Origin of the sequence: Sphingomonas sp. 3P27F8, assembly GCF_005502745.1 — a bacterium.
Classification (GTDB): Bacteria; Pseudomonadota; Alphaproteobacteria; order Sphingomonadales; family Sphingomonadaceae; genus Sphingomonas.
Genome location: NZ_SCNL01000010.1, coordinates 45,279 through 67,498, shown reverse-complemented (window position 1 = coordinate 67,498; position 22,220 = coordinate 45,279). Strand labels below are relative to the sequence as shown.

Below are 22,220 nucleotides of genomic sequence, written 5' to 3'. Positions count from 1 at the left end.
CTCGCTTGGCGCGCTTCAGCCCTCGAACCCCACGAACACCGCCGTTTCGCTCACCGCCTTCCGGTTCGACACCACGGCGTTCGCGGGGAAATCATCATCCGGCCAGCCGAGCGCGATGCTCTTCAGGATCACCTGATCCTCGCGGATGCCGGCATGCTCGCGCACTACCGGGGATTGCATGATCCCCTGGCTGTTGATGACCGTGCCCAGCCCGCGCGACCATGCCGCCATCACCAATGCATTGGTCACGGCACCGCAATCGAACGGGGTATCGTCGCTTCCGTCGAGGACGCGATCATAGGTGACGATGATGCAGACCGGGGCATCGAACTGCCGGAAACCGCGCATCACCCAGTCTTGCCGAAGCGCCTGATCGTCGCGGGCGATGCCCATCGCGCCGAACAGCTGCTTGGCGACATCCACCTGCCGTTCGCGATGCGGCCCGGCAAATGGCTGGCCGGTGCGGAATTCGCGCGATTGCGGCACGCCGGCGGCCATGCGCTCGCTATTGCCCAGGCGGATGCGATCGAGCGGCGCACCGGTGATGACGTAGAAATTCCACGGCTGCGTATTCATTGACGAGGGCGCGCGGGTGGCGAGCGCGATGATCTCCTCGATCAGCGCCCTTGGCACAGGATCGGGCTTGTATCCGCGAATGCTCCGGCGACCCAGCACGACTTCGTCAAACAGCATAGCTGGCCTCCCCACGGGGCGGCGAGAGGGGCTCGGGGCCGGCCGGCGCGCGCGCACGATACGCTCCGATAGCCAGGGTGCCGCAGCGTGCTTTCATGCTCTCTCCACATTAAGTCTATTCGCTTAATTGTCGAACTGATCCGTGCTGCGCCGGTTTTTGTCAACCTCTCCGCGGCGCCCCTTTTTTTCCGGTCCGTCAGCGAGATGCTGGAAGGTTCGGCGCGCGTCATCAGGAACGGCTGAGTGCCGATCGCGATCGCCACGCCGGGCGCAGGTCGCGCCGTGACTATCCGCATCAGGATATCCTGCCATCGCGCGCGCAGAATCTGACGCGTCGCACCAACAATCCGAACGAGAAAGCGGCGCGTGGGATCGGGATCACGTGGGTGCGGACACTGACGCATCCGATGACGTGGCGCGGATGCGGGACACGTAGCGGGAGGGCTGACCACGCCGGAACGCGGGCCGAAGGTGATCGTCGCCCAATCGGAAGGTATGCTCGCCAAGCAGCGCCGCGTGAAGCCGCTGCTGGCACAGCCCCTGCCGAGGGCAAGCGCGTGGCACGCGAGCGGTTCGGCGTCGGTCCGGCCCCTGCACGGGGACCATGCCTGCATCCGCCTGTCCGGTTGACCTTCGGTTTAGATCAAGCCTGATGCCCAGCTGCGGCGGGCGCTTGTCCGTTCTCAACCGATGCGGAGCATCGCGTCCAGCACCTACGAAGTCGCGTGCGACCACCAAGCGTTACCAGCGACAAAGCTAGTTTTCACGGATGTGCTGCTGCTTGGGGCACAACGCGCGAACTGGACGATGGGTGTTGCTTCCGCTCGATATTACCGTCGAAGGCCTTGTTCTCCAGGCTGACGAAACCGTCGCGGTTCGGCATACGGATCCGCGCGAGGCTTCGCGCATCCAGCCTGGCGTCGGCGGCGACGATGCCATCGATGGAAAGCAGATAGGCTACGAGGGCGTAAACCTCGCGGTCTTTCAGGGACTGTGGTGCGGTGAGGGGCATCGCGCGGCGGATATAGTCGAACAGAGTGGGCGCGTAGGGCCAGTAGCTGGCAATGGTCTTTATCGGCTTCGGGCCGGTGAGCGTATCGATTCCGCCAGTCAGCCGGTCGGCTACTCCACCACGCCCTGCCGGGCCGTGGCATGCGGCGCATTTCTGATTGAAGATTGCCCTGCCTTCAGCGACGGATCCCGTGCCGGCCGGCAGGCCAGTGCCATCCCCGGCGACGGTGATCTCCATCCGGTGGATCACCTCTTCGGAGGCCGGGCGCCCACGTTCTTGATCGCCGATGATCGACGGGAACCTGCCGAGCGAGAGCAATGCGGCGCCGGCCAGGATACCGCCGATAATGACGACCTGTTTAGGCATAGACGTTCATGACCTTGCCCGTCGGATCGACGCGCCAACTCTGCACCGCGTTGCTGTGATAACCTTGACCGCCGCCATATTTGGCGAGCCATAGATCACGCCGGGGCTGCACGGCGCCGGTTTCGTCCGTCGCGCGGCTCATCAGGGTCGCGGGATTGCCGGCCCAGCGCCACGGCATAACAAACCGCGTCAGCGCGTGCGGCAACGCTGCGCCCTCAAGTGCGGCCTCCGCCCAGCTTGCGCCACCATCGGCCGATACCTCAACCTTCCGTATCCGGCCGCGACCCGACCAAGCGAGACCGCTGATCTCGTAATAGCCCGGTCCCGGCACATCGAGCCCGAACGAAGGATGGAGAATGATCGATTTGACGCCCATCCTGAGTGAGAACATGTCGGCCTTACCGTCGGCTCGCAGATCGGTATATTTCGACGTCTCCTCCCGCGAAAAGGCAGGCCCTGCCATCAGCTTCAGGCGCCTGAGCCATTTGATCGAGGCGTTGCCCTCAATCCCGGGCAACAGCAGCCGCATTGGAAAGCCCTGCGCCGGCTCGATCGGTTGACCGTTCTGGAACAGCGCGATCATGGCGTCGTCGAGCGCAATCGACAGCGGAATGCTGCGCGTCATCCCCGCCGCATCGGCGCCCTCCGCCTGTATCCAGCGCGCGCCGGGCGCAATGCCTACCTCGTCGAGCAGCGTCGACAGCTTCACGCCGGACCATTCGGAGCACGATAATAGCCCATTGAGCTGGCCGGCGCTGGCCTGCAATGGCTCCGCCGCACCAAGTCCGCCGCTATTACCCGAGCACTCGATGAACAGGATGCGCGTTTCGCGGCGGTAGCGCAGCAAATCCTCGTAGCGAAACAGCAAGGGTTTGCGCGCCAGTCCGTGGATGAGCAGTTCGTGAGCTGCCGGATCGATTGCTGGAATGCCGTTGTGATGGCGCTCGAAGTGCAGGCCGTTCGGTGTGATCGTCCCCTTCAGCAACTGAAGCGGCGTGCGCGACGAACCGGTGCCGGCAAATGGCAGGTCCGGCACGATGCGCTGGAGCCCATCTGGCGATCGATCACGCCCATCGAACCCTGAAAGCGGTGCGCCGGGCGTGAGCATCGACAGGGGCGATCGCGTGCTGACCGCGGCATGGACGCCCGTAATCAGCCCACCGATAGCCGCCGCGCCGCCAACGAGCAGCGCGCGCCGGTGGAGCAGCCCGCCCCCGGCGACACGCTCTTCAGATTCCTCCCGCAACAGTTCGGCTTCCGGTCATACCTGCGCGGCGCGGGCCAGTTCGCGCTCCACTTGCGAAGGCGTATCGCGCAAGAGCGGCAGAAGCTGATCGCCCTGACGCCCGATTTCCGAAAGATAGGGCGTATCGGACAGAACGAAGTGGTCGATTCCGAGCGCTCGGTATTTATTGAGCGAGTTGGCAACGTCCTGTGCCGATCCGACCAGCCAGGTCGTGCCCGCGCCCCCGCCGCCGTAACGGCCGGGCGCCGTATAGAGATTGTCGTCGAGCACTTCGCCGCGCGAGTGAAGGTCGAGCAATCGCTGCTGACCGACTGCTTTGGATCGGCGATGCTCGTCCACCTGGCCATGCTTGGCGGCCATTTCGTCGACCTTGGCTTCAGCGTCGTTCCAGGCTTGCTCGGTTGTGTCGCGCACCAGCGTCGTAATGCGCAGCCCAAACTGGAGTGGCGGAAGGTCTCGATCCAGGTCGCGGCTCAGCGACTTCAGCCGCGCGATGCGTTCGGCGACGCCATCCAGTGGTTCGCCCCAGAACAGCTGTACATCAGCCTCGGTCGCCGCGACGCGCTCGGCCGCTTCGGACGCGCCACCAAAATAGAGCCGGGGGTGAAGGCGATCACCGCGCGGGGTGATGCGCGGCGCCACGGTCGAGTTGGTAACGCTGAAATGCTCGCTGTCGAACGTCACATCCGTTTCGGTCCACAACCGGCGCACCAGACGCATGAAATCCTTGGTGCGGCCATAGCGATGCGCCTGATCGCCTTCACTGTCGCCATAAGCCGCCAGATTGTCCTGGCCCGAGACGATGTTGATTCGCACGCGGCCTTCGCTCAACTGATCGAGCGTGGCGGCAGCGGAGGCGAAGTTCGCCGGGCGCCAATATCCCGGCCGGATCGCGATCAGCGGTTCAAAGGTTCTGGTTCGCGCGGTGATCGCGGTCGCCACGGTGAAAGTGTCGGGGCGGCCCCAGCTGGTGCCAAGCAGCGCGCCCTTCCAGCCATGCTCCTCGAGCGCCACGGCATGGCGCGTCAACGTGTCGAGGCTGCTCGGATCGCCGTCGATGACGTCGCCGCGATGGCCGCCCTCGATCTGGTTGGGGATATACCACAGGAACTCGGTTGGGTTCGACATGGGATTACTCCGTCACTTGCGTATGGGTGGTAATGGCTATTCGAGGCGGAAGCCGAGACGGTGGAGGACGTCGCGCAGCACATGCCGTCCGGCGAGCGAATCGATCCCGCGCACGCGCTGGCTGGCCTGCTGGGACCAGTCGCGCTCGGGCATGTGCTGCTCGCGCTGGAAACTTCGCAGCCGCGCATCGTAGCCAACCGGCAGGCGGGGGCCGCCTTCGAGCGAGCCATAGCGCTCGCGAAACAGCACGGCTTTCTGCGGCAGACGCGGCTTTACCGACGCGCGCGCTGCGGGATCGGGATAGCCAATCGTCAGACCGAACAGCGCGAACGACCGCGGTGGCAGGCCAAGCTCGGCGGCGACCTCAGCGGGGTGATTGCGGATACCGCCGATGTAGCAGCCGCCAAGGCCGATCGACTCCAGCGCGACGACGGCATTTTGTGCGGCGAGCGAAGTGTCGACCGCAGCGAGCAGGAAGCTTTCAAGGAAGTGCAGACCATCAGTGGGCGTTCCCAGTTCCTCGCCGATCTGGCTCAGGCGGTGATGATCGACGATCCAAGCCAAAAGCAGCGGCGCCTCGATGATCTGCTTCTGATTTCCGGCCAGCGCGGCGAGCCGTGCCTTGCGCTCCGGATCCTCGACCGCGACAACGCTCCACGGCTGGAGATTGGATGAGGTGGCAGCCGACTGTGCCGCCGCCGTCAGTAGCTCTATCGTGCCGGACGGCACAGGATCGGGCAGAAAAGCTCGCACCGATCGGTGGGCAAATATGGTGTCGAGCGTCTCGTTCCAGCCGTGCGGAAGGTCGAGTGGCTCGCGGTAGCGATCGTAGAGGCGCTGGCCGAGGCGCGCGTCCATATCGTCCGAAGGATGCGCGTCGGCTCCCGGCCGGCTTAACATCTTGGTCACGTCACCCATTTTGTCCTCCGAGAAATCGAGCGGTGTCGCCGTCGTCCTGACCATCGGCGGGTTCATTCCCGACACCGAGCAATCGGTGGAGCAGATCGCGCAATTCTGTAGTCCGACGATGCCGCGCGATCGCGTTTTCGGGCAGGTCTATGGCCAGATCGGCGGCGATCCGGCCGTTCTCGAGCACCAGTACACGGTCGGCGAGCAGGATCGCCTCATCGATGTCATGCGTCACCAGCAATACGGCCGGCGCGTGCACCGTGATCAGCCGGCGCAGCAACGTGTGCATTTGGATGCGGGTAAGCGCATCGAGCGCGCCAAAGGGTTCGTCGGCCAGCAGGAGTTTAGGCTCACGCACCAAAGCGCGGGCCAGTGCGACGCGCTGCTGCTCGCCGCCCGAGAGTTCGTGCGGCCATGCGCGTTCTCTTCCGGCCAGGCCGACCTCGGCCAGCGCTTCAATGCCGCGGTCACGCCGGCCGGATATCCCCAGCAGCACGTTGTCGAGTATGCGCATCCACGGCAGCAAGCGCGCGTCCTGGAAAATCACGGCGCTACGCCCGGGCAGCCGGATCTCTCCGGTGCCAGCCGCTTCGTGATCGATTTCAGCCAGTGCGCGTAGCAGGGTGCTCTTGCCCGAACCGCTTCGACCGAGCAGCGCGACGAACTCGCCCTGCGCGATGTCGAGATCGATCCCGTCGAGCACACCCTTCAGCGTGAAGGTGCGGACGAGCGCGCGCACCTGCACTGCGGGAAAATCGACATCGGCGGTCATCGGCCGAGCGTCCTGCGCCAGCCTAGCAGGCGTCGCTCCAGCTGCCGCACCAGCGCGTCCGATCCGAAGCCGAGCAATGCATATACGACCAGGCCGACCAGCATCACATCGGTCTGCGCGTAATTGCGTGCGAGCGTGACCATATAGCCAATGCCGCTCGTCGCATTGAGCTGCTCGACCACGACCAGCGCCAGCCATGACGAGGTAACGCTGAATCGCAGTCCGGTCAGAAACCCGGGCAGTGCGCCGGGAACGACGATATAACGCAGGAATTGCCAGCGGCTCAGCCGCAGGGTTTCGGCCAATTCGACATGACGGATGTCGATTGCGCGCAGCGCATTGTGCGTGTTGATATAGACTGGAAAGAAGACGGCAGTCGCGATCAGCGTGATCTTCATCGTCTCGCCGATGCCGAGCCACAGGATCATAAACGGGATCAGGGCGAGGATCGGCACGCCGCGCTTGATCTGCACCAATCCGTCGATAACGTAGCCTCCAAGCAGCGACAGGCCGGAGATCAGGGCCAGCGTCACGCCGACTGCCACGCCAAAAGCCAGGCCGGTCATCGCGCGCCAGGCGGAGATCGACAGATTTTCCTGCAGTCGGCCGTCGCGGATCAGGTCGATTGCAGTGGTGACTGCGGCCCATGGCGGCGGAAGAATACGTGGATCGAGCCAGCCGGTCGCGGACAGGACCGACCAGTAGAGCAGAAGTAGACCCGGCCCCAGCAACACGCCGAAGCGCGCTGGCGTACCGGGGCTGAGGCGCTGCTTGGGCGCGGCAAGGCGATGCCGCGGGCGGAGCGGCGTCGCCGCCTCGGAGAACGGTCCGTGCAACCCTTCGGGATAGGCGTTCATGAGCGATGTCCTTCAGCCGAGGCGGCCGCATCTCCGGCAATGGTTTCGAAGCGGCGATCGAACAGGGTCGCGGCGTCGAGCCGCGGGTGCTTGGTTTCGGGGCCAAGCGTATCGATCGCGGATTGCTCGTAAGCGATCGCGCCGGCCCAGTTGCGCGGTACGGAAACGTTGGCGATATAGCCGGCAAGAACGCGCGCGTCGGCGATCGGCAAGCCACGCTTCCCGGCATAATAGCCGCGCGCCAGCTCTTCTGGGTGTGCGTTGATCCACGCCTGACCCAGCCCCCAATAATGGGCAAAGATGCGAAGCGCCGCCGCCTTGCCGGGATCGGCGAGCGCGGCTTCCGGGACATAGATAGTGCCGCCGTCATCGCGGAACGGTGGGTGCTTGATCACGCGCGCACCGCGCGCGCCATAGTCGCGGACGTAGCGCTGAGCGACGAGATCGGCGCGGATCGGCGCGGCATCCACCGCGCCCGATACCAAAGCGTTGGTGTAAACATCGCCGCCGATGCTTGATGGCAATTCGACGAGCGTCACCTGATCGCGCGGTATGCCTACGGCCTTCAGGGTCTCAATGACGATCTGGGCCTGAACCTGGCTGGGACTGAAGGCGATGCGCTTACCACGCAGATCCGCAAGTGTGCGGATCTTCGCCTCCGGCGCGATACCCAGCACATAGGCTTGGCGGCTGTCGCGGTCGGCATATTCACGGAAGGCGATGATCCGTACCGGTATGCCCGTCCACACGGCGTGGATTGGCGGCACGCTGGCCCCGAAGCCGACATCCAAGACGCCTGCATGAAAAGCTTCGGTAACGTCCGGACCGCCGGTGATCTCGGCCCATTCAATGCGGAACGGGAGTTTCCTGTCCCATCCATTATGTTCGAAAACCCACCGCGTCACCGGATCGCCGACCCGCAGCACGACGCCCGGCGGAACTTGCTCGGGTAGCGCAGCGGTCAGCGGCAGGCCGGCCTTGGCCTCGCCGGTGTGACGCACTGGCGCAAACGCGACAAGTGCGGCGATCGACCCGGCCACGACGGTGGCCAGCGTTGCGGAACCCCTGGGCCAGCGAGACGCGGGCGTCGGCATCAGGCGAGGGCAGGCTCTGCCGGCACAGATTTCATCTGTTCGGCCGGATACCGGTCGCCGACGGTGGCGCCGCGCGGGAATGCGGCCTCCAACTCTTCGATCGTGCCTTCGTCGAGGCGGATATCACCTGCCGCCCAATTGTCCTCCAGGTGGGCGATGTGGCGGGTGCCCGGGATCGGCACAACGCCTTTCGACAACACCCAGGCGAGGCTGACCTGCGCAGGGGTCACGCGGAGCCGCTCCGCGACATCCTCGATGGTTCGGCGTCGCAGGCTGTTCGCCGCGACTGCGTTTTCGGTGAAGCGTGGGTGGATGTTGCGGCGGTCGTTCGCTTCCACCGGCCCGGCACCTGCAAGGAACCCGCGACCGAGCGGGCTATAGGCGACGAAGCCGATGCCGAGCTCGCGCGTCGTCGGCAGGATCTCGACCTCGACGTCGCGCGTCCACAGCGAATATTCGCTCTGCAAGGCGGTCAGCGAGGCGACGGCATGGGCGGCGCGTAATTGTGCGGCGCTGGCCTCGGAAACGCCGATACCGCCGATCTTGCCCTCGTCTCGCAGGCGGGCGAGTTGGTCGACTGATTCCTCGATCGGCGTGTCGGGGTCGACGCGGTGGAGATAATAAAGGTCGATGTGGTCGACATTAAGCCGCTTGAGGCTGGCCTCTACGGCTTCGCGCGCCGTCACGTGCTTACCGTCGCGCAGATGTGTAAATTTGCTGGCTATGACCAGACCGTCGCGACGACCTGCAATCGCGCGCCCGAGCAACTCCTCGTTATGCCCATTGCCATAGCCGGTCGCGGTATCGAAGAAGGTTATGCCTAGGTCGATCGCGCGATGCAGCGTGCGGATCGAGTCCGCCTCGTTCGCCTGCCCATAGACGTGCGACAAACCCATAGCGCCAAACCCTTGCGCGCTGACGCCCAGTTTTCCGATGGTTGCCACGTCCGTTTCTCCTTCCCCCCGATGTTGGATCGGTCCTGGAATTGCCGCGATGCAGAAAAACTAAACTCGCGCTCACATTTGCTACTTATCCGATAGGAATAATCTTGATTAGTAAGTCATACTGAATTGATGGGAATTACGTAAGGGGGATTTCGATGGTCCGTTCGCTGTTTGAGCGCGTACTTCTGGCAACCGTATCCACGCTCGCGCTGCCAGCCGCCGCCTGGGCGCAGGAGGGGCCAAGCGCCGAAGCGAGACCGGCGGATGATGGAGACCATCAGCGCGAAGTGCTCGTCACGGCGCGGCGGCGCGCGGAGAACATCAAAGACGTACCGATTTCATTGCAGGCCATCAGTGGCGAGACACTTGAGCGCAAAGGTACGATCGATCTGCAGAGCCTGATCGATCAGACGCCCGGGCTGAATTCGACCGGCGGGAACCCGCGCAACTTCTCGGTGACGATCCGCGGCATAGGCTATGCGCCGACCGCGGCCGATGGGCTGGACAACGCGATCGGCGTCTATTTCGACGGCGTCTACCAAGCCCGTCCTGGGCAGGTGCTCCAGGATCTGGTTGATGTACAGAGCTTTGAGGTCCTGCGTGGCCCGCAAGGCACCTTGTTCGGTCGCAACGCCGCCGCCGGCGCGCTGAATATTACTTTCAACAAGCCCAGCTTCACGCCCAGCCAGACTTTCGAAGTGTCCTATGGCCGCTACAATTTTGCGCAGGCCAAGGCGATTCTGACCGGCCCGCTTAGCGACAACATCGCTTATCGCACCGTGGCGTATGGCACGCGCGCCGATGGCTGGATCGCCACACCGTTTCGGCCTGCCTTCGCCAGCGCGGCCGCACAGAAAGGCATCTTCGCGCCGACGGCGACGACCGACGACAAGACTGCAGGAACGGGACGCTGGGGCATCCGTCAGCAGTTCCTGATCGAGGCCGGCAAACTCAAGGTGAATATCTCCGGCGATCTGAACGTGGAGGATGACAGCTCATCGGGCTTCAGCTCGGGCGGCGGGATCAGCGAGATCTTTGGCCCCGGTAATTGGGGGATAAACACCACGGCGGCACAACAGGCGCGCGTCACGGTGGCGCGAAATGCGCTGAGCCAGTTGGCTAATTTCGGTGGTGTGCAGAACTGGAATCTGGCGGTCGATCCGCGCGTCAACATCACGAACAATTATAATCACATGCATACCACAAACGCCGGGGTGGCGATCACGGCCGACTATGACTTGAGCTGGGCGACGCTGACCTCGATCACGGCATGGCGGCGCTGGTCGTTCGATCCGCCGCAGGACAGCGATAGCTCGCCGGTCGACATCTATAACAATATGGCGATCAGCAAGAGCAACCAGTTCAGTCAGGAAATTCGGCTGACGTCGAAGCGCAAAGGGCCGATCGAGTGGCAGGCCGGCGCGTTCCTTTATTATTCAAAACTCGACGATCACTATGTGATCCACCAGTTCGGCGCCGACGTAATTCCCTGGTACAACGCCTATAACACCCTGGCAGGGACCGCGAACTTCGTACCCATTCCGCTTTCGTTCCGATCACAGCTGACCGGCAAGCAGATCATTGAAGATACGCGTGTGGAGAATCGCAACATTGCGGCATACGGTCAGGCGACCTGGCATATCACCGAGGCTTTGGATCTGACCGGTGGGCTGCGTTACACCTACGATCGCAAGAACGGCAGCAGCCCGGTGGATACCAGCCAGCTGCCGACATCACTCCCGGTCGGCATCACCAATGCACAGCTCAACGCATTCTACAATGCGATCGACGCCGTGCAGCGAAACGCTGGTGTTTCATATACGCTGCCGGGCTATCCTACGGCGGTCGCCGCAACCGGCTATCCGCTCAACATCCGGACGTCGAACGACAATCTGTCGTACACGGCCAGCCTGTCCTATAAGCTTACGCCCGATGTCACTACTTATATCGCCTACGCCACCGGCTTTCAGGCCGGCGGGCTCGATCTCAACAATCGCTCGCTCAATCCGACCGCGCCGCCCGTACAGCCAACCACGACCAGCAATATCGAAGCGGGAGTGAAGGCATCGCTGCTCGATCATCGTCTGACGCTCTCACTGGCCGCCTATCAGGAAAAGCTCGAGGGATTTCAGACGTCGATTTCATTCACGCTCCCCAACGGCACGCCACAACGCGGCGCTACCAATGTGGGCGATATTCGCGCGCGCGGCGTCGAATGGAGCGTCGCCGCCAATTTCGGCGCTGGCCTCCGGCTGACGTTCGATGGAAACTACAACGACGCCATCTATACTCGGGCTCCGTCGCTGCCCGCGCCAGCAGAACTTAGTTATAACGGCATCGCCAATATCGACGCCAAGGGGCAGCGTGCACCCTATTCGCCCAAATGGGCGCTGTCGGTTACGCCGTCCTGGGATGCCAGAATCGGCTCGAGAACGACATTCTACAGCTACGCGCAATATTCCTACACAAGCTCATATGGCACCGGCGTCACACAGTCGATTTACACCCAAGTGCCGAATCAGTTTAATCTCAATCTGCGTGCGGGTTTGCGGCTGGATGACGACAAATATGACATCTCGCTATTCGCAAACAACGCCACCAACGAGCGCAACATCATTTCGCAGGCGTTGTTGGCTGCACCTTCAGGCGCCGGCGTGACCGCGTACCTCGGGCGGACGATCAACTATAACCAGCCGGCTCGCTATGGCATCACCTTCAGGGCCAAACTCTAGAGAACCGGCTTGGGCTCAAGTCCGCCGAATGCCCGTCCATAACGTGATCGGCGGAGTAGCCCAGCGGCGTTGGCTGAATCGGACGCGGCGGCGGATGAGCATCAGTAAATCAAACGCGTTGGCGCTGGCGAAATCGTCGGCGCCAATCGACCGGTGATTCAGCAACAGGTTCGGGCCGTCCGCTTCCTGCCCGAACTCACGGATCGATCTCGCGACCAAGCGTTGTTTGACATCGCCACCGGTGCAGATCCCAAGCGCTGCGGTTTGTGAAAGCGGCGAGCAGACGCTCGGTTCTGGCTGCGCACGGTCAGTTTTTTCGGTCAAGCACCATCCCGAGGGTGCCATCGATCCAGGTATCCTTGTCGGCAATGATAGCCTGGATGGGAAGGGCGGCAGTTTGGACGGCAAGTCCGGGGAGTTTCTTCACCGCAGTGGCGATTGCGAGAAACTCCACCAGGTTGCCGCGATCCGTGGTGGCGAGGGAGGTGCGCTCGAGCGATTATCACTTATCGCGCGCGATCGCCGCGTTCCGCCATGACAAGAGTATGATCCAAACGGGGCACCCGCGATGCCGTCTGGCTCATCGAGGCGGAGCGTTCCCGATGCTTTCTTGAATCAGCGCCGCTTTGCTGAAATCATGAAATGCTTCCTCTAAATCGGCTATCTATCTTGGGAGCTGAAGCCCGGGGCATGGAAGCGCCAGTCGATTTAAACTGCCTGTCGCGGCGGTCGCAAAGCGTCGAACACCATTTCCCGAACATCCACGCGCGCCCTGAGCCTGGCACAAAGCAGCGCCGTTCCGCTGATCTTTCGCTGCACGAAGAGCGTGTCGATGGGTGGGAGGTGCCATGTGGCGCGATCGGCTGCTATCTCCATGCCCTGCTCGCGCAGCACGCCGATGAAAGCGCGATCGCCAAAGTCGAAGGGCCCCTCGCGATTAAGCTCGGAAAGTATGATGTCGACCATCCTGTCAACCAGGGCAGCATGTCGCGAGACCGCGTCGATACCAAGAAATCCAGCCGCGACGGCGGCGTCTCGCACAGCCGCGCGATCCCCTGACAACCCGGCACCAAGCAGCGCGCGATAGCCATCCCGCGTGGCCGCGCTCACTTCTCGTGTGGCACCGAAATCCAGCAGGATGAGCCGGCCGCTCGCGGCTTCGTAACGATAGTTGGCGAAGTTTGGATCAGTTTGCATCAGCCCGAACTCGAACAGCTCGCGTAACACCAGGGCGATTAGTGAACGCGCGGCGGCGTCACGGATCGTCTGCTCCTCACTGACGAGCGATTCGATCGAAACACCCTGGGCAAACGTCATTGCCAGCACATCGCTGTTGGTGAACGCGCGATCGACTGCCGGCACGAGATAGCCAGGGCTGTCTGCAAGCAGTGCGCCGAAGCGATCGAGCTGGTTAGCCTCACGCAAATAGTCCGCCTCCTCATGCAGCTGGCGCTTGGCCTCTGCAAGCAGGGGGCCGATGTCGAGCGTCTTGGGCAGCACGCCGGAAAGGCGAAGCAGCGTCGCAACATTGTCGACGTCGGCGTCGATGCTCGCCCGAACGCCCGGATACTGGACCTTGATCGCGAGGTCGCGCCGATCAGGCGTCACGGCCCGATGCACTTGCCCGATCGAGGCTGCGGCGATCGGCGTCGCGTCGAACCTGGAAAAGCGCCGCCGCCAGTCTTTGCCCCATTCCCTGGCTAACACCTGCTGCAACTGCGCCGGGGGCATGTGATGCGCGCGGTCGCGTAGTCGCGCCATGATCTGCGTGAGCTCGGCGGGCAGAAAATCGCCCGCGTCCATTGAGATCATCTGACCCAGTTTCATCGCGGCGCCGCGCAGGTGCGACAACTGCTCCGCGACCCGACCGACATTCGCCGGAGTCAGCAGCAAGTCGCTCATCCTGGGCCGCTGACCGCCGGCCAGCCGCCTCGCACTCTCCGCAAGCACTCCTCCGGCGACACCGCCGGCGATCTTGCCGAACGCGCCAAGGCGGGAGAGCCGCCCGCTCGGCACCGGACGACCGCGTCGATCACGTTCTCCCGTCATGCGAACGTCCTTCGATTACCAAAGCCGGCTGCCAGCAACGCCCTTGAAAGGGCCGGTGACCTTGCTGGTGATCCAGCCACCGTAGAAGCCGCCTGCCTGTGGCACGACCGTTTCACCATCGACGGAACAGCGGTCGAACGGCCCTGCATAGAAAGCGACGTGATCCCTGAGAATTTGAAATTGCGGGGTCGGGCGGTGATAGCTCCAGCCGATCCGCGAGAGAACCTCACTGCCTACGATCACGTCCCAATAGGTCGCGGTTCCCTTCCACTCGCAGAATGACGAACCTTCGGCTTGCAGCAATATTCCTGGGAGTATGTCAGTGCGCGGGATGTAGTAGCTGGGCGGGTGGCTCGTCTCCAAGGTGCGGATGGCTGCTCGCGTATCAGCGATCACCAGACCCGCATGTTCGATCATGATGTGCGCCGCGGTTGGTTCGGCGATAGCAGGTCGTGGGAACGACCAGACGCTTTCCTGACCGGGCATGATGGGGTCCGGGACGGGCCTCATGGGTTTCCGCGCAGTCGGCAGTTCATGACGGTATAACGCCGCAGCGCGTTTATCGAGCCATGCGGGCAAAATCATCGCCCGTCGGCTTCGAGCCTCCAGAGCAGGCATTCAAGCTGACGGCGTGACCTCCCCAAAAGCTGTCATCCAAGGGCTTATCGACGACGTCCCCGGACCGCCGACCCGGCTATCCCGGTCTTGACGGTCGGAGCGCATCAGGCGCCGTCGGGCCATTGAAGCGGAGCGGGGTTCACTCGGTAATGATATCGCGGATGCGGCCCGCGAGTGCATCCATCGCGAATGGTTTGGTCAGGAGGTGCATGCCGGGTTCGAGTTGGCCATTGCCGATCACCGCATTCTCGGCGTAGCCGGTGATGAACAGCACCTTCAAGTCGGGGCGTTCGACCCGCGCGGCGTCGGCGAGTTGGCGGCCGTTCATCCCCTTGGGCAATCCGACATCGGTTACGAGCAATTGTATGCCCGGCAGTGACCGCAATAGCGTCAGCCCGGCGGGGCCGTCGCCAGCCTCGATCGCGTTATACCCCAGTTCGGCCAGCGTATCGAGGATCAGCGCGCGGATCGCGGGTTCGTCGTCGACGACCAATACGGTCTCACCGACCAAGGACGGTGGCGGCGGCGCATGGTCGGGCGATTCCGGCTCCGCTTGGTCGGGCGAATGCACACGCGGGAAATAAAGGCACATCGTCGTGCCTTGTCCCACTTCGGAATAAATCCTCACCTGGCCGCCTGACTGCCGCACGAAACCGTAGATCATCGAAAGACCAAGTCCGGTGCCTTCGCCAAGCGGCTTGGTGGTGAAGAACGGGTCGAACGCGCGTTCGATAGTCTCCGCCGACATCCCGATGCCGGTGTCGGTGACGCAGAGCGAGACATATTGACCGGGCGGCAAGTCGCGCTCGCGCGCGCCGGAGAAATCGAGCCATTTGTTTGCGGTCTCGATCGTGATCCGCCCGCCGTCGGGCATTGCGTCCCGCGCGTTGATGCACAGGTTGAGCAGCGCATTCTCAAGCTGATTGGCATCAACCAACGTGGTCCACAATCCGCCCGCGCCGACCATCTCGATCTCGACCTGCGGACCGACCGAACGCCGCAGGAATTCCTCTAGATTGGCGATCAGGCGATTGATGTCGGCCGGCCGCGGATCGAGCGTCTGGCGGCGTGAGAAGGCGAGCAGGCGGTGCGTCAACGCCGCGGCGCGCTTGGCCGCGGTGCGCGCCATTTCGACATATTTTCCAATTTCTCCCGACCGCCCCTGCTTGATGCGCATCTCGATCAGTTCCAGACCGCCCGAAATGCCGGTCAGCAGGTTGTTGAAATCATGCGCCAGCCCGCCGGTCAGCTGGCCGACCGCCTCCATCTTCTGCGCCTGCCGGAGTTGCTCCTGCGCTGCCTCTAGCTGGAGTTGCGCCTCCTTCTCTAAGGTGACGTGACGGCCACTGGCGTAGACCCGATCACCTTCGGCTGACGCGACCCAAGACACCCACCGATGTGAGCCGTCCTTGTGCAAAACCCTGTTCTCATACTGACGCAGCACGTCGGCCTTCGCGAGCTCATGCGCAGCGTCACTTGATGCCTGGTCATCAGGATGACTGAGCGCGGCATAGTTGCGGCCGACAACTTCATCGGGCTGCCAGCCGAGCACCGTGGTCCAGGCCGGATTGACCGATAGGAAGGTGCCGTCGGAAGCGACCACGGCGAGCAAATCCTGCGAGTTCTGCCAGGTTCGGTCTCGCTCGCGCGTCCGTTCTTCGACTTGGTGCTCCAGCGACGCCGCCAGCTTGGCCAGCGCGGTCTCGGCATTGCGCCGCTCGATTGCCGCCTGTGTCCGGTCGGCAACGTCGCGCACGAACGCCAAGTCGTTGGCAGTCCATTGCCGCACGCTCTTGTTGTTGAGATAGAGCAACGCGACGAAGTCGCCATGATCCACTACTGGCATGTTGACGAACGCAAGGGCATGGATCGCCTCGAGCCCATCGGCGCCCGCTGCCGTGCGCGGATCGAGACGGGCGTCGGCAATCGCGACCACTTCGCCACGTTTCAGGTTTTCGATGTATGAGCCGTAGTCTCGAAAATGCAGCACCCCGGCGATTGTGGTTGTCCCCGGGCTGTTCCAGTCGCGGTCGATCGTGATTGTCTCGTCGATTCGATCGATAAGGCCGTAGCCCGCGCGGTTCACGCCCAATGTCGTGCCAATGATCTGCGCGGCGAGATACGACATGTCGGCAGGGTCAGTCATCTGGCGCAAACCGTCGCTGAGCGCGATCAAGCCGGCCTGATGGTTCTGCGTACGGCGCCGCGCCGTGATGTCCTGCGATACGCCTACAATCCGGATGGGCCGATCGCGGGCATCGGTTTCGACCTTGCCGTTGACCTGAACCCAGTGAAGCGACCCGTCCGGCCACAGGCAGCGATACTCGATGTCATAGTCGCCGCCGGTCGATATCGACCGTTCGACGGCCTCGCGCATCCGGTCGCTGTCGTCGGGATGGACCGACGCGCGCAGTTCGTCATAAGTGAAGGGTTCGTCGGGCGTGCGCCCATAATGCGCCTTGCAATCGTCCGATGCGAATATCGTGTTGGTCTTCAGCTCCATCGTCCACGCAGCGAGCCCACCCGCCGACAGCGCTACGCGCAGCCGATCCTGCCCGGCGCGAATATCCTCGAGTCGGGTACGCGCCTCATATTGCCGCAACCGAGCGCGCCGCGCTGCGCGGGCCAGGCTGATGAGCGTCGTTGGATGAAACGGGCGTTCGAGGAAAGTGACGTTGCCCAGCGTCTCGAGCAGCCGCACCGCGCCGGGATTACGCTCCAGCCCGCCGCCGCGCGCGGTGAGCAAGATAAACGGAAAATCTGACCACTCGGCCTGTTCGGCGATGAACGCGGCCAGATCGCGCAGGTCGGCGCCGCGCAGCGTTTCCTCAGTGACGATCGCAAACCCCGCTCCGTCGCGCAGCGCTTTCACGAAGGACGGAATGTCGGGGACGGTCGCCGCCTCCATCCTGGCCTCGTGCAGTATCGACTTCGCCACCGCGGCGTCGCGGCCATGTGGCGCCAGGATCAGCGCGCCCTCTGCGATAGTTCGGTTCAAGCGCCGTTACGCTTTTTTCGTGTCGAGCAGCCCGGCATTGTCCTCGCCGACCAGTGTGGGCACCCCGCGCAGCACGCCCTGGAACCCGGTAAGCGGTTCGCCCAAAGTGATCCCGTTGCCACCGATCATAAACTCCCGGATCGTGTCCTCGTGCGATCCCGTCCGCTTCTTAACGATCGAAATCGCGCGACGGACCCGTCCAAGCGCTTCGAAATAGCGCAGCAGGACGACGGTGTCGGCAAGGTAGGTGACGTCGACCGGCGACTTCATGTCGCCGACCAGCCCGTGCTGTGCCACGGTCAGGAAGGTCGTTGCTCCCTGGCGGTTCAGATATTGCAGCAATTCGTGCATGTGCAGGATCAGCGCCTGTTCCTCGGGCATGGCTGCCTGATAGCCGTTGAGACTGTCGATCACGACGGTGCGCGCGCCGTGCTTTTCGACGCCGACGCGTACCCGCTCGGAAAATTCGCCGGGGGTCAATTCGGCGGCATCGATCTGCTCGATGACCAGCTTCTTGCTGTCGACCATGTGCTGCAGGTCGATTCCCAGCGCCTTGGACCGTTCGAACAGCAGGCCAAGCTCCTCGTCGAAGATAAACATCGCCGCGCTCTCGCCCCGCGCCGTCGCCGCTTGCACGAAGCTAAGCGTCAGCAGCGATTTGCCGGTTCCCGCAGGGCCGAGGATCAGATTGCTCGCGCCGCGTTCGAATCCGCCGCCGAGCAACTGGTTGAGCGGCGCATTGTCGATCGACACGGTTTCGCGCGTGAAACGGCCGTGATGCTCCGCCGAAACCAGGCGCGGGAACACCCGCACGCCGCCGGTGTCGATCACGAAGTCGTGATAACCACCGCGATATTTGCGTCCGCGATATTTGAGCACCCGCATCCGCCGGCGCTCGGCGCCGTAATTGGGCGACAATTCCTCCAGCCTGATCACCGCGTGGGCGACGCTGTGCACAGTCTTGTCCATCACATCGGCGGTCAGGTCGTCGAGCATCATTACGGTCGCGTCATTGTGCGAGAAATAGTGCTTGAGCGCGAGGATCTGACGGCGATAACGCAGCGAACTCTGCGCGAGCAGCCTGATTTCGGACAGGCTGTCGAGTACCACACGCGCGGGCTTCAGCCGCTCGAACACTTCGAAGATGCGCTTGGTCGTTTCACCGAGTTCGAGGTCGGACGAATAAAGCAAGCTCTGCTGCTGTTCGTCGTTGAGCAGGCTTTCGGGCGGGACCAATTCGAACACTTCGAAGCCTTTGGGAAAGGTCCAGCCATGCGACGTTGCGCCGTCCCGCAACTCCTCTTCGGTTTCAGACAGAGTAATGTAGAGCACGGTTTCGCCCGCCGCCGCGCCAGCCATCAGGAATTGGGTGGCGATTGTGGTCTTCCCCGTGCCAGGGCTGCCTTCGACGAGAAATAATCGGCCGTTCGCCAATCCACCCGCCAGTATTTCATCCAGCCCAACTACGCCGGTTGCGCAATTCCCCATCGTCGCTCCGCAAATTGCCGATCCCAAGAGTAACAGGAATACGTCCGATGCAACTTAACGTGGATCAATGCGCGGGTGTCGATTTGATCCGCTACAGACAGTCAGCATCTTGACGTCACTGCCGCGCAGCCGAAACGGGCGAAGTGATGGTCAGCCGGCTCGAACGATCCCGCGAGAGCATGAGTTGGTCGTCGCTGGGCTTGTAGAGGATCTTCCTGTCAACGCGCCATCCCGAGACCTGAAAGTCCGCGCAGATCTTCCTCCGCAACGCTAGGCGCAGTGATTTATCGACACTGTGGTGGTGATGCCCGATACACGATCGCCGAGCGTCTCAAGCCATTGGATACAGCCGCTGCCGGCGATCACGATCAGCAGAAGCCCAGGGTGCCTTCGCTTGACCGGGAGTGGTGCCCCACAAAGGCCAAAGATGGGCACTCAAATCATTGGAGAATTTCCGTTCGGCTCGTTTGAATTGGCTCTCATGAAGTCGGGCCGGGCTGATAACAGCCTTTCTGATGGATTACGGCCCGGCTGCTTTGGAGCGCCAAATCAACGTAAGCGGCCTTTCGTTCAGGCTCGGTTGGTCGGCAGCACTGCGCCATAATTGCAGACGTCGAGCGCGCGATCTGTGAATTTTGGAAGCGGACGCAACGCGGTCGACGGATAATGATTATTGGCCAATCCGCGACCCATGCTAAAGTGTTGTATGGCCAATGCCAACGAACAGCCGGAGGTGTATCCAGACGATGCGGATCCCCGCATCCGGTGCTTCGAACGCCCCGTGGACGATGAAGCTTTTGACAGATCGTTCACCGCGTTAATGGGTCGGCTCCAAGAAAAAACGCGCCAGACGTTCGTCAGCGAGCACAACGTGCTGCGAATGAACCATGGAAGTAATTGGGTCCATTCGGCACGCGATCCGGAACCCGATACGACGATGCATTCCATCTCGGCAGAATGGACGATACCGTTCAAGGACATTGCCGATAACGATCTCAGTCTGATCGGTCGAACAATCTTCCCCATCAGCGAGGAGATGGACAGGCAGTTCGCGCAAAACATGTATGGTGTAGTGGGGGCGGCAGCGCAGAGGGTCGGCAACGTCGTCGATGGGAAGACCGCCGGATCGTTCGCTCAGTCGATGCTGGAGATGTTCCGCAAGCTCGAACTTGGGGTTGATCGCGATGGTAACGTCAGCATGCCCCAAATGCACGTCGGCCCCGAACTCTACGCCCGTCTTAGCGAGGAAATGAGCAAGGTGCCCCCCGAGCTCAGCGCCGAGATCGAGCGCGTGAAGGCAGAGAAAATCAAGGACGCGCTGGACCGCGAAGCCGAGCGCAAGGGAAAGTTCAAGCGGGCTGCGGATGAGTGGACGTGCCCTGCTGGCGATCGGGTGCAACGCCTACGACCATCTCGATAGCCTCACCTGCGCGGAGGCGGATGCCGACGCCCTCTTCAAACTTCTGATCGAACCGGGCATCGGCGACTACGATGCGGCGCGGTCGCGCCTGCTCCTGTCGCCGACGCTTCAAGACGTTCGCGGCGCGTTCGCAACCATGCTTTTCGAAGGCGAGGCGCTGGATACGCTGACCATCACCTTCGCGGGCCATGGCGCGGCAAGCAGCGGCAGCTTCTACATGGCATTGCGGGATACGCGAGTGAATGGCCTTTCCGCCACCGCGCTGTCGCTCGCCGACCTGTTCCGGATGATCGCGGAAGCCGCTCCGAAACAGACGTATCTGGTGATCGACGCATGCCAATCCGGCGGTCTCATCTCGGATCTTAACGTGATCCTCAAATCGGAGGTTATGGGCGAGTTCGGCACACCCGGCGTCACCCTGCTGGCAACCGCGGCATCCAACGAGACCGCGGCTGAGACCGGCGGCCACGGTATCGGCACTGCGGCGTTGCTTGATTGCATCCGGGGCGACGTGTTCCTGCAGGATGGCAACCCCGCACTTGACCTCGTCGAGATCGGCCGCGCGGTGTCGGAACGCGTCGGGGCCACCGGCGCACAGACGCCGGTGGTCTGGGGTCTCAACCTCTACGGCCCGTCCAGCTTCTGCAAAAATCCGCATGCCGGCACGGGAGACGCCCCTTTGCGCAGCGTGTTGGCCGGGTGGCCGGACGCCGACACGGCCGCCGCGATCCGCGCGGGGTTGCCGCGATTTTGGGAACCCTATGTTTCGGTCCCGACGCGGTGGGATCCGCGCCAGTTCCTCGATCGGGTCGCGCCGATGATGGATGCTCTCAAGGACGAACCGGCCGTTCTGCTCAACCTCATCCAACGCGTATCGGAGACCTTCGCCGCGCGCGCTCGGGCATCGCAGGATCGGTTCCGCGAGATCGAGGTCAGGGCGGCGTGCGCCGTAGCACTTCTGCCGTTCTGCGACGAGCACGCGGTCATTCGGAGTCTCTCCGCCCAGTGCATCGAGATAGCCGAACTGGTCGAACTAGCCATCGGCGACGTCGTCGATGCCGTGGACGCCTATCGATACGCGCTCGTCACCGGCGGCCTTGGCGATCTCTACCAATTGCCGATCCGCCTGTCGAAACTGATCGGGTGGGCGGGATTCACGGTTCACACGCATCGCGTCATGGGTCGGGATACGGATCCGGCCGCAGACAGTCTCGCTTCGCTCTTCGATCGCATCTTCGACACCTATTCGCTCTCGCTCGTGGCGATGAGTGATTGCCAGGCACCCTACGTCATGTCGGCGATGACGGCGTGCGCGGCGGCGGGGATGACCGATGCCGCCGAACGGATTCTGGGACACATGTTCGCATCGACGGTCGCCTGCGCAGGACGGGTCGCGCGGTGCGATCTCGATGGCTCGAAGACACTGGCCTATCTGGTCGCGCGGGGAAACCAGCCGAAGCAGCTGACCGCCGAGATGGCCGCGCAACCGACCGAACTGGTCCTCGCGTTGCTGCGCCTCTCCAGCCTGTTCGACCTGGCCGAAGAGTTCGACGCCTCACTCAGTGATCTCGACCACCTCGCGCTGAACGCCTACCTCGCTGACGACTACCGGCAGTTCGGCCAGGATCACATCATTGGCGGCACGAACGCAGTGTTCGTGATCGGCCATGACTTCTGGACGATCGCGGGGCTGGAGGCGGCGTGGCCGAGCCTTCCGGCTCCCGATCAACCGGCGGTAGCGATGACGGCCCTGCTGGCAAGCCTGCTGCTCCCCGACAGATCGCCCTGGTTCCTTCTGTCAGCGCCGTCGCGGATCGAGGTTCAGACCCGCCAAGCTATCTGAACTGCGGCCCGCCGCCGATCGTCCCGATGAAGGCGATGTAGCACCGCACAA

General features: G+C 62.9%; 18 protein-coding genes. 3 read left to right on the top strand and 15 right to left on the bottom strand.

Annotation, left to right across the window (positions count from 1 at the left end):
• Positions 1-15: 15 nt before the first annotated feature.
• From FFS35_RS12775 to FFS35_RS12735, 9 genes are all read right to left on the bottom strand, one after another.
• A complete protein-coding gene (locus FFS35_RS12775) occupies positions 16-693 on the bottom strand; it encodes a nitroreductase (protein WP_137787482.1) in 678 nt (225 codons plus the stop codon).
• Between the two features lie 763 nt (positions 694-1,456).
• On the bottom strand, positions 1,457-2,071 hold the full coding sequence (locus tag FFS35_RS12770; protein WP_137787481.1) for a cytochrome c: 615 nt from the start codon (positions 2,069-2,071) through the stop codon (positions 1,457-1,459).
• Positions 2,064-3,317 carry a sulfite dehydrogenase gene (gene soxC, locus FFS35_RS12765; protein ID WP_212742207.1) on the bottom strand — a complete coding sequence of 418 codons (1,254 nt, stop codon included), beginning with the start codon at positions 3,315-3,317 and terminating at the stop codon, positions 2,064-2,066. The genes FFS35_RS12770 and soxC overlap by 8 nt, the downstream gene beginning before the upstream one ends.
• A 15-nt stretch (positions 3,318-3,332) precedes the next feature.
• Positions 3,333-4,445, bottom strand: a complete 1,113-nt coding sequence (locus FFS35_RS12760; protein ID WP_137787479.1) for an LLM class flavin-dependent oxidoreductase — start codon at positions 4,443-4,445, stop codon at positions 3,333-3,335.
• A gap of 36 nt (positions 4,446-4,481) precedes the next feature.
• Positions 4,482-5,408: an NADPH-dependent oxidoreductase gene (locus FFS35_RS12755; protein ID WP_249341614.1), complete on the bottom strand. Its 927-nt coding sequence runs from the start codon at positions 5,406-5,408 to the stop codon at positions 4,482-4,484.
• On the bottom strand, positions 5,356-6,126 hold the full coding sequence (locus FFS35_RS12750) for an ABC transporter ATP-binding protein (protein ID WP_137787478.1): 771 nt from the start codon (positions 6,124-6,126) through the stop codon (positions 5,356-5,358). The genes FFS35_RS12755 and FFS35_RS12750 overlap by 53 nt, the downstream gene beginning before the upstream one ends.
• A complete protein-coding gene (locus FFS35_RS12745) occupies positions 6,123-6,983 on the bottom strand; it encodes an ABC transporter permease (protein ID WP_137787477.1) in 861 nt (286 codons plus the stop codon). The genes FFS35_RS12750 and FFS35_RS12745 overlap by 4 nt, the downstream gene beginning before the upstream one ends.
• Entirely contained in the window at positions 6,980-8,023 is a 1,044-nt protein-coding gene (locus FFS35_RS12740; RefSeq protein ID WP_249341613.1) for an ABC transporter substrate-binding protein, read from the bottom strand. The genes FFS35_RS12745 and FFS35_RS12740 overlap by 4 nt, the downstream gene beginning before the upstream one ends.
• 53 nt (positions 8,024-8,076) lie before the next feature.
• Positions 8,077-9,021, bottom strand: a complete 945-nt coding sequence (locus FFS35_RS12735; protein WP_137787475.1) for an aldo/keto reductase — start codon at positions 9,019-9,021, stop codon at positions 8,077-8,079.
• A 155-nt stretch (positions 9,022-9,176) separates the two neighbouring features.
• On the opposite strand from FFS35_RS12735, the gene FFS35_RS12730 reads away from it, so the two are divergent.
• A complete protein-coding gene (locus tag FFS35_RS12730; RefSeq protein ID WP_137787474.1) occupies positions 9,177-11,753 on the top strand; it encodes a TonB-dependent receptor in 2,577 nt (858 codons plus the stop codon).
• 15 nt (positions 11,754-11,768) lie between these two features.
• On the opposite strand, the gene FFS35_RS12725 is transcribed toward FFS35_RS12730, so the two are convergent.
• From FFS35_RS12725 to FFS35_RS12705, 6 genes are all read right to left on the bottom strand, one after another.
• Positions 11,769-12,077 carry a hypothetical protein gene (locus FFS35_RS12725; RefSeq protein WP_137787473.1) on the bottom strand — a complete coding sequence of 103 codons (309 nt, stop codon included), beginning with the start codon at positions 12,075-12,077 and terminating at the stop codon, positions 11,769-11,771.
• Positions 12,061-12,207 carry a hypothetical protein gene (locus FFS35_RS20015; RefSeq protein ID WP_171007618.1) on the bottom strand — a complete coding sequence of 49 codons (147 nt, stop codon included), beginning with the start codon at positions 12,205-12,207 and terminating at the stop codon, positions 12,061-12,063. The genes FFS35_RS12725 and FFS35_RS20015 overlap by 17 nt, the downstream gene beginning before the upstream one ends.
• 254 nt (positions 12,208-12,461) lie before the next feature.
• Positions 12,462-13,802: an AarF/ABC1/UbiB kinase family protein gene (locus tag FFS35_RS12720; protein WP_137787472.1), complete on the bottom strand. Its 1,341-nt coding sequence runs from the start codon at positions 13,800-13,802 to the stop codon at positions 12,462-12,464.
• 15 nt (positions 13,803-13,817) lie between these two features.
• A complete protein-coding gene (locus FFS35_RS12715) occupies positions 13,818-14,312 on the bottom strand; it encodes a DUF427 domain-containing protein (protein WP_137787557.1) in 495 nt (164 codons plus the stop codon).
• Between the two features lie 247 nt (positions 14,313-14,559).
• On the bottom strand, positions 14,560-17,418 hold the full coding sequence (locus FFS35_RS12710) for a PAS domain-containing protein (RefSeq protein ID WP_137787471.1): 2,859 nt from the start codon (positions 17,416-17,418) through the stop codon (positions 14,560-14,562).
• A gap of 6 nt (positions 17,419-17,424) precedes the next feature.
• Positions 17,425-18,906 carry an ATPase domain-containing protein gene (locus FFS35_RS12705; RefSeq protein WP_137787470.1) on the bottom strand — a complete coding sequence of 494 codons (1,482 nt, stop codon included), beginning with the start codon at positions 18,904-18,906 and terminating at the stop codon, positions 17,425-17,427.
• A 706-nt stretch (positions 18,907-19,612) separates the two neighbouring features.
• Between FFS35_RS12705 and FFS35_RS12700 the strand changes: the two genes are divergently transcribed.
• Together FFS35_RS12700 and FFS35_RS12695 are read left to right on the top strand one after the other, a co-directional pair.
• Positions 19,613-20,326 carry a hypothetical protein gene (locus tag FFS35_RS12700; RefSeq protein ID WP_137787469.1) on the top strand — a complete coding sequence of 238 codons (714 nt, stop codon included), beginning with the start codon at positions 19,613-19,615 and terminating at the stop codon, positions 20,324-20,326.
• Positions 20,271-22,169 carry a caspase family protein gene (locus tag FFS35_RS12695; protein ID WP_137787468.1) on the top strand — a complete coding sequence of 633 codons (1,899 nt, stop codon included), beginning with the start codon at positions 20,271-20,273 and terminating at the stop codon, positions 22,167-22,169. Before FFS35_RS12700 ends, FFS35_RS12695 begins: the two co-directional genes overlap by 56 nt.
• Positions 22,170-22,220 lie beyond the last annotated feature (51 nt).

What these genes read in the sequence shown, in the direction of transcription:
- FFS35_RS12695 (WP_137787468.1), top strand. Translation starts at nt 20,271, where the DNA reads ATGAGTGGACGTGCCCTGCTGGCGATCGGGTGCAACGCCTACGACCAT.
- FFS35_RS12715 (WP_137787557.1), bottom strand. Translation starts at nt 14,312, where the DNA reads ATGAGGCCCGTCCCGGACCCCATCATGCCCGGTCAGGAAAGCGTCTGG.
- FFS35_RS12750 (WP_137787478.1), bottom strand. Translation starts at nt 6,126, where the DNA reads ATGACCGCCGATGTCGATTTTCCCGCAGTGCAGGTGCGCGCGCTCGTC.
- FFS35_RS12745 (WP_137787477.1), bottom strand. Translation starts at nt 6,983, where the DNA reads ATGAACGCCTATCCCGAAGGGTTGCACGGACCGTTCTCCGAGGCGGCG.
- FFS35_RS12760 (WP_137787479.1), bottom strand. Translation starts at nt 4,445, where the DNA reads ATGTCGAACCCAACCGAGTTCCTGTGGTATATCCCCAACCAGATCGAG.
- FFS35_RS12700 (WP_137787469.1), top strand. Translation starts at nt 19,613, where the DNA reads ATGGCCAATGCCAACGAACAGCCGGAGGTGTATCCAGACGATGCGGAT.
- FFS35_RS12770 (WP_137787481.1), bottom strand. Translation starts at nt 2,071, where the DNA reads ATGCCTAAACAGGTCGTCATTATCGGCGGTATCCTGGCCGGCGCCGCA.
- FFS35_RS12705 (WP_137787470.1), bottom strand. Translation starts at nt 18,906, where the DNA reads ATGGGGAATTGCGCAACCGGCGTAGTTGGGCTGGATGAAATACTGGCG.
- FFS35_RS12775 (WP_137787482.1), bottom strand. Translation starts at nt 693, where the DNA reads ATGCTGTTTGACGAAGTCGTGCTGGGTCGCCGGAGCATTCGCGGATAC.
- FFS35_RS12720 (WP_137787472.1), bottom strand. Translation starts at nt 13,802, where the DNA reads ATGACGGGAGAACGTGATCGACGCGGTCGTCCGGTGCCGAGCGGGCGG.
- FFS35_RS12755 (WP_249341614.1), bottom strand. Translation starts at nt 5,408, where the DNA reads ATGGTCAGGACGACGGCGACACCGCTCGATTTCTCGGAGGACAAAATG.
- FFS35_RS12730 (WP_137787474.1), top strand. Translation starts at nt 9,177, where the DNA reads ATGGTCCGTTCGCTGTTTGAGCGCGTACTTCTGGCAACCGTATCCACG.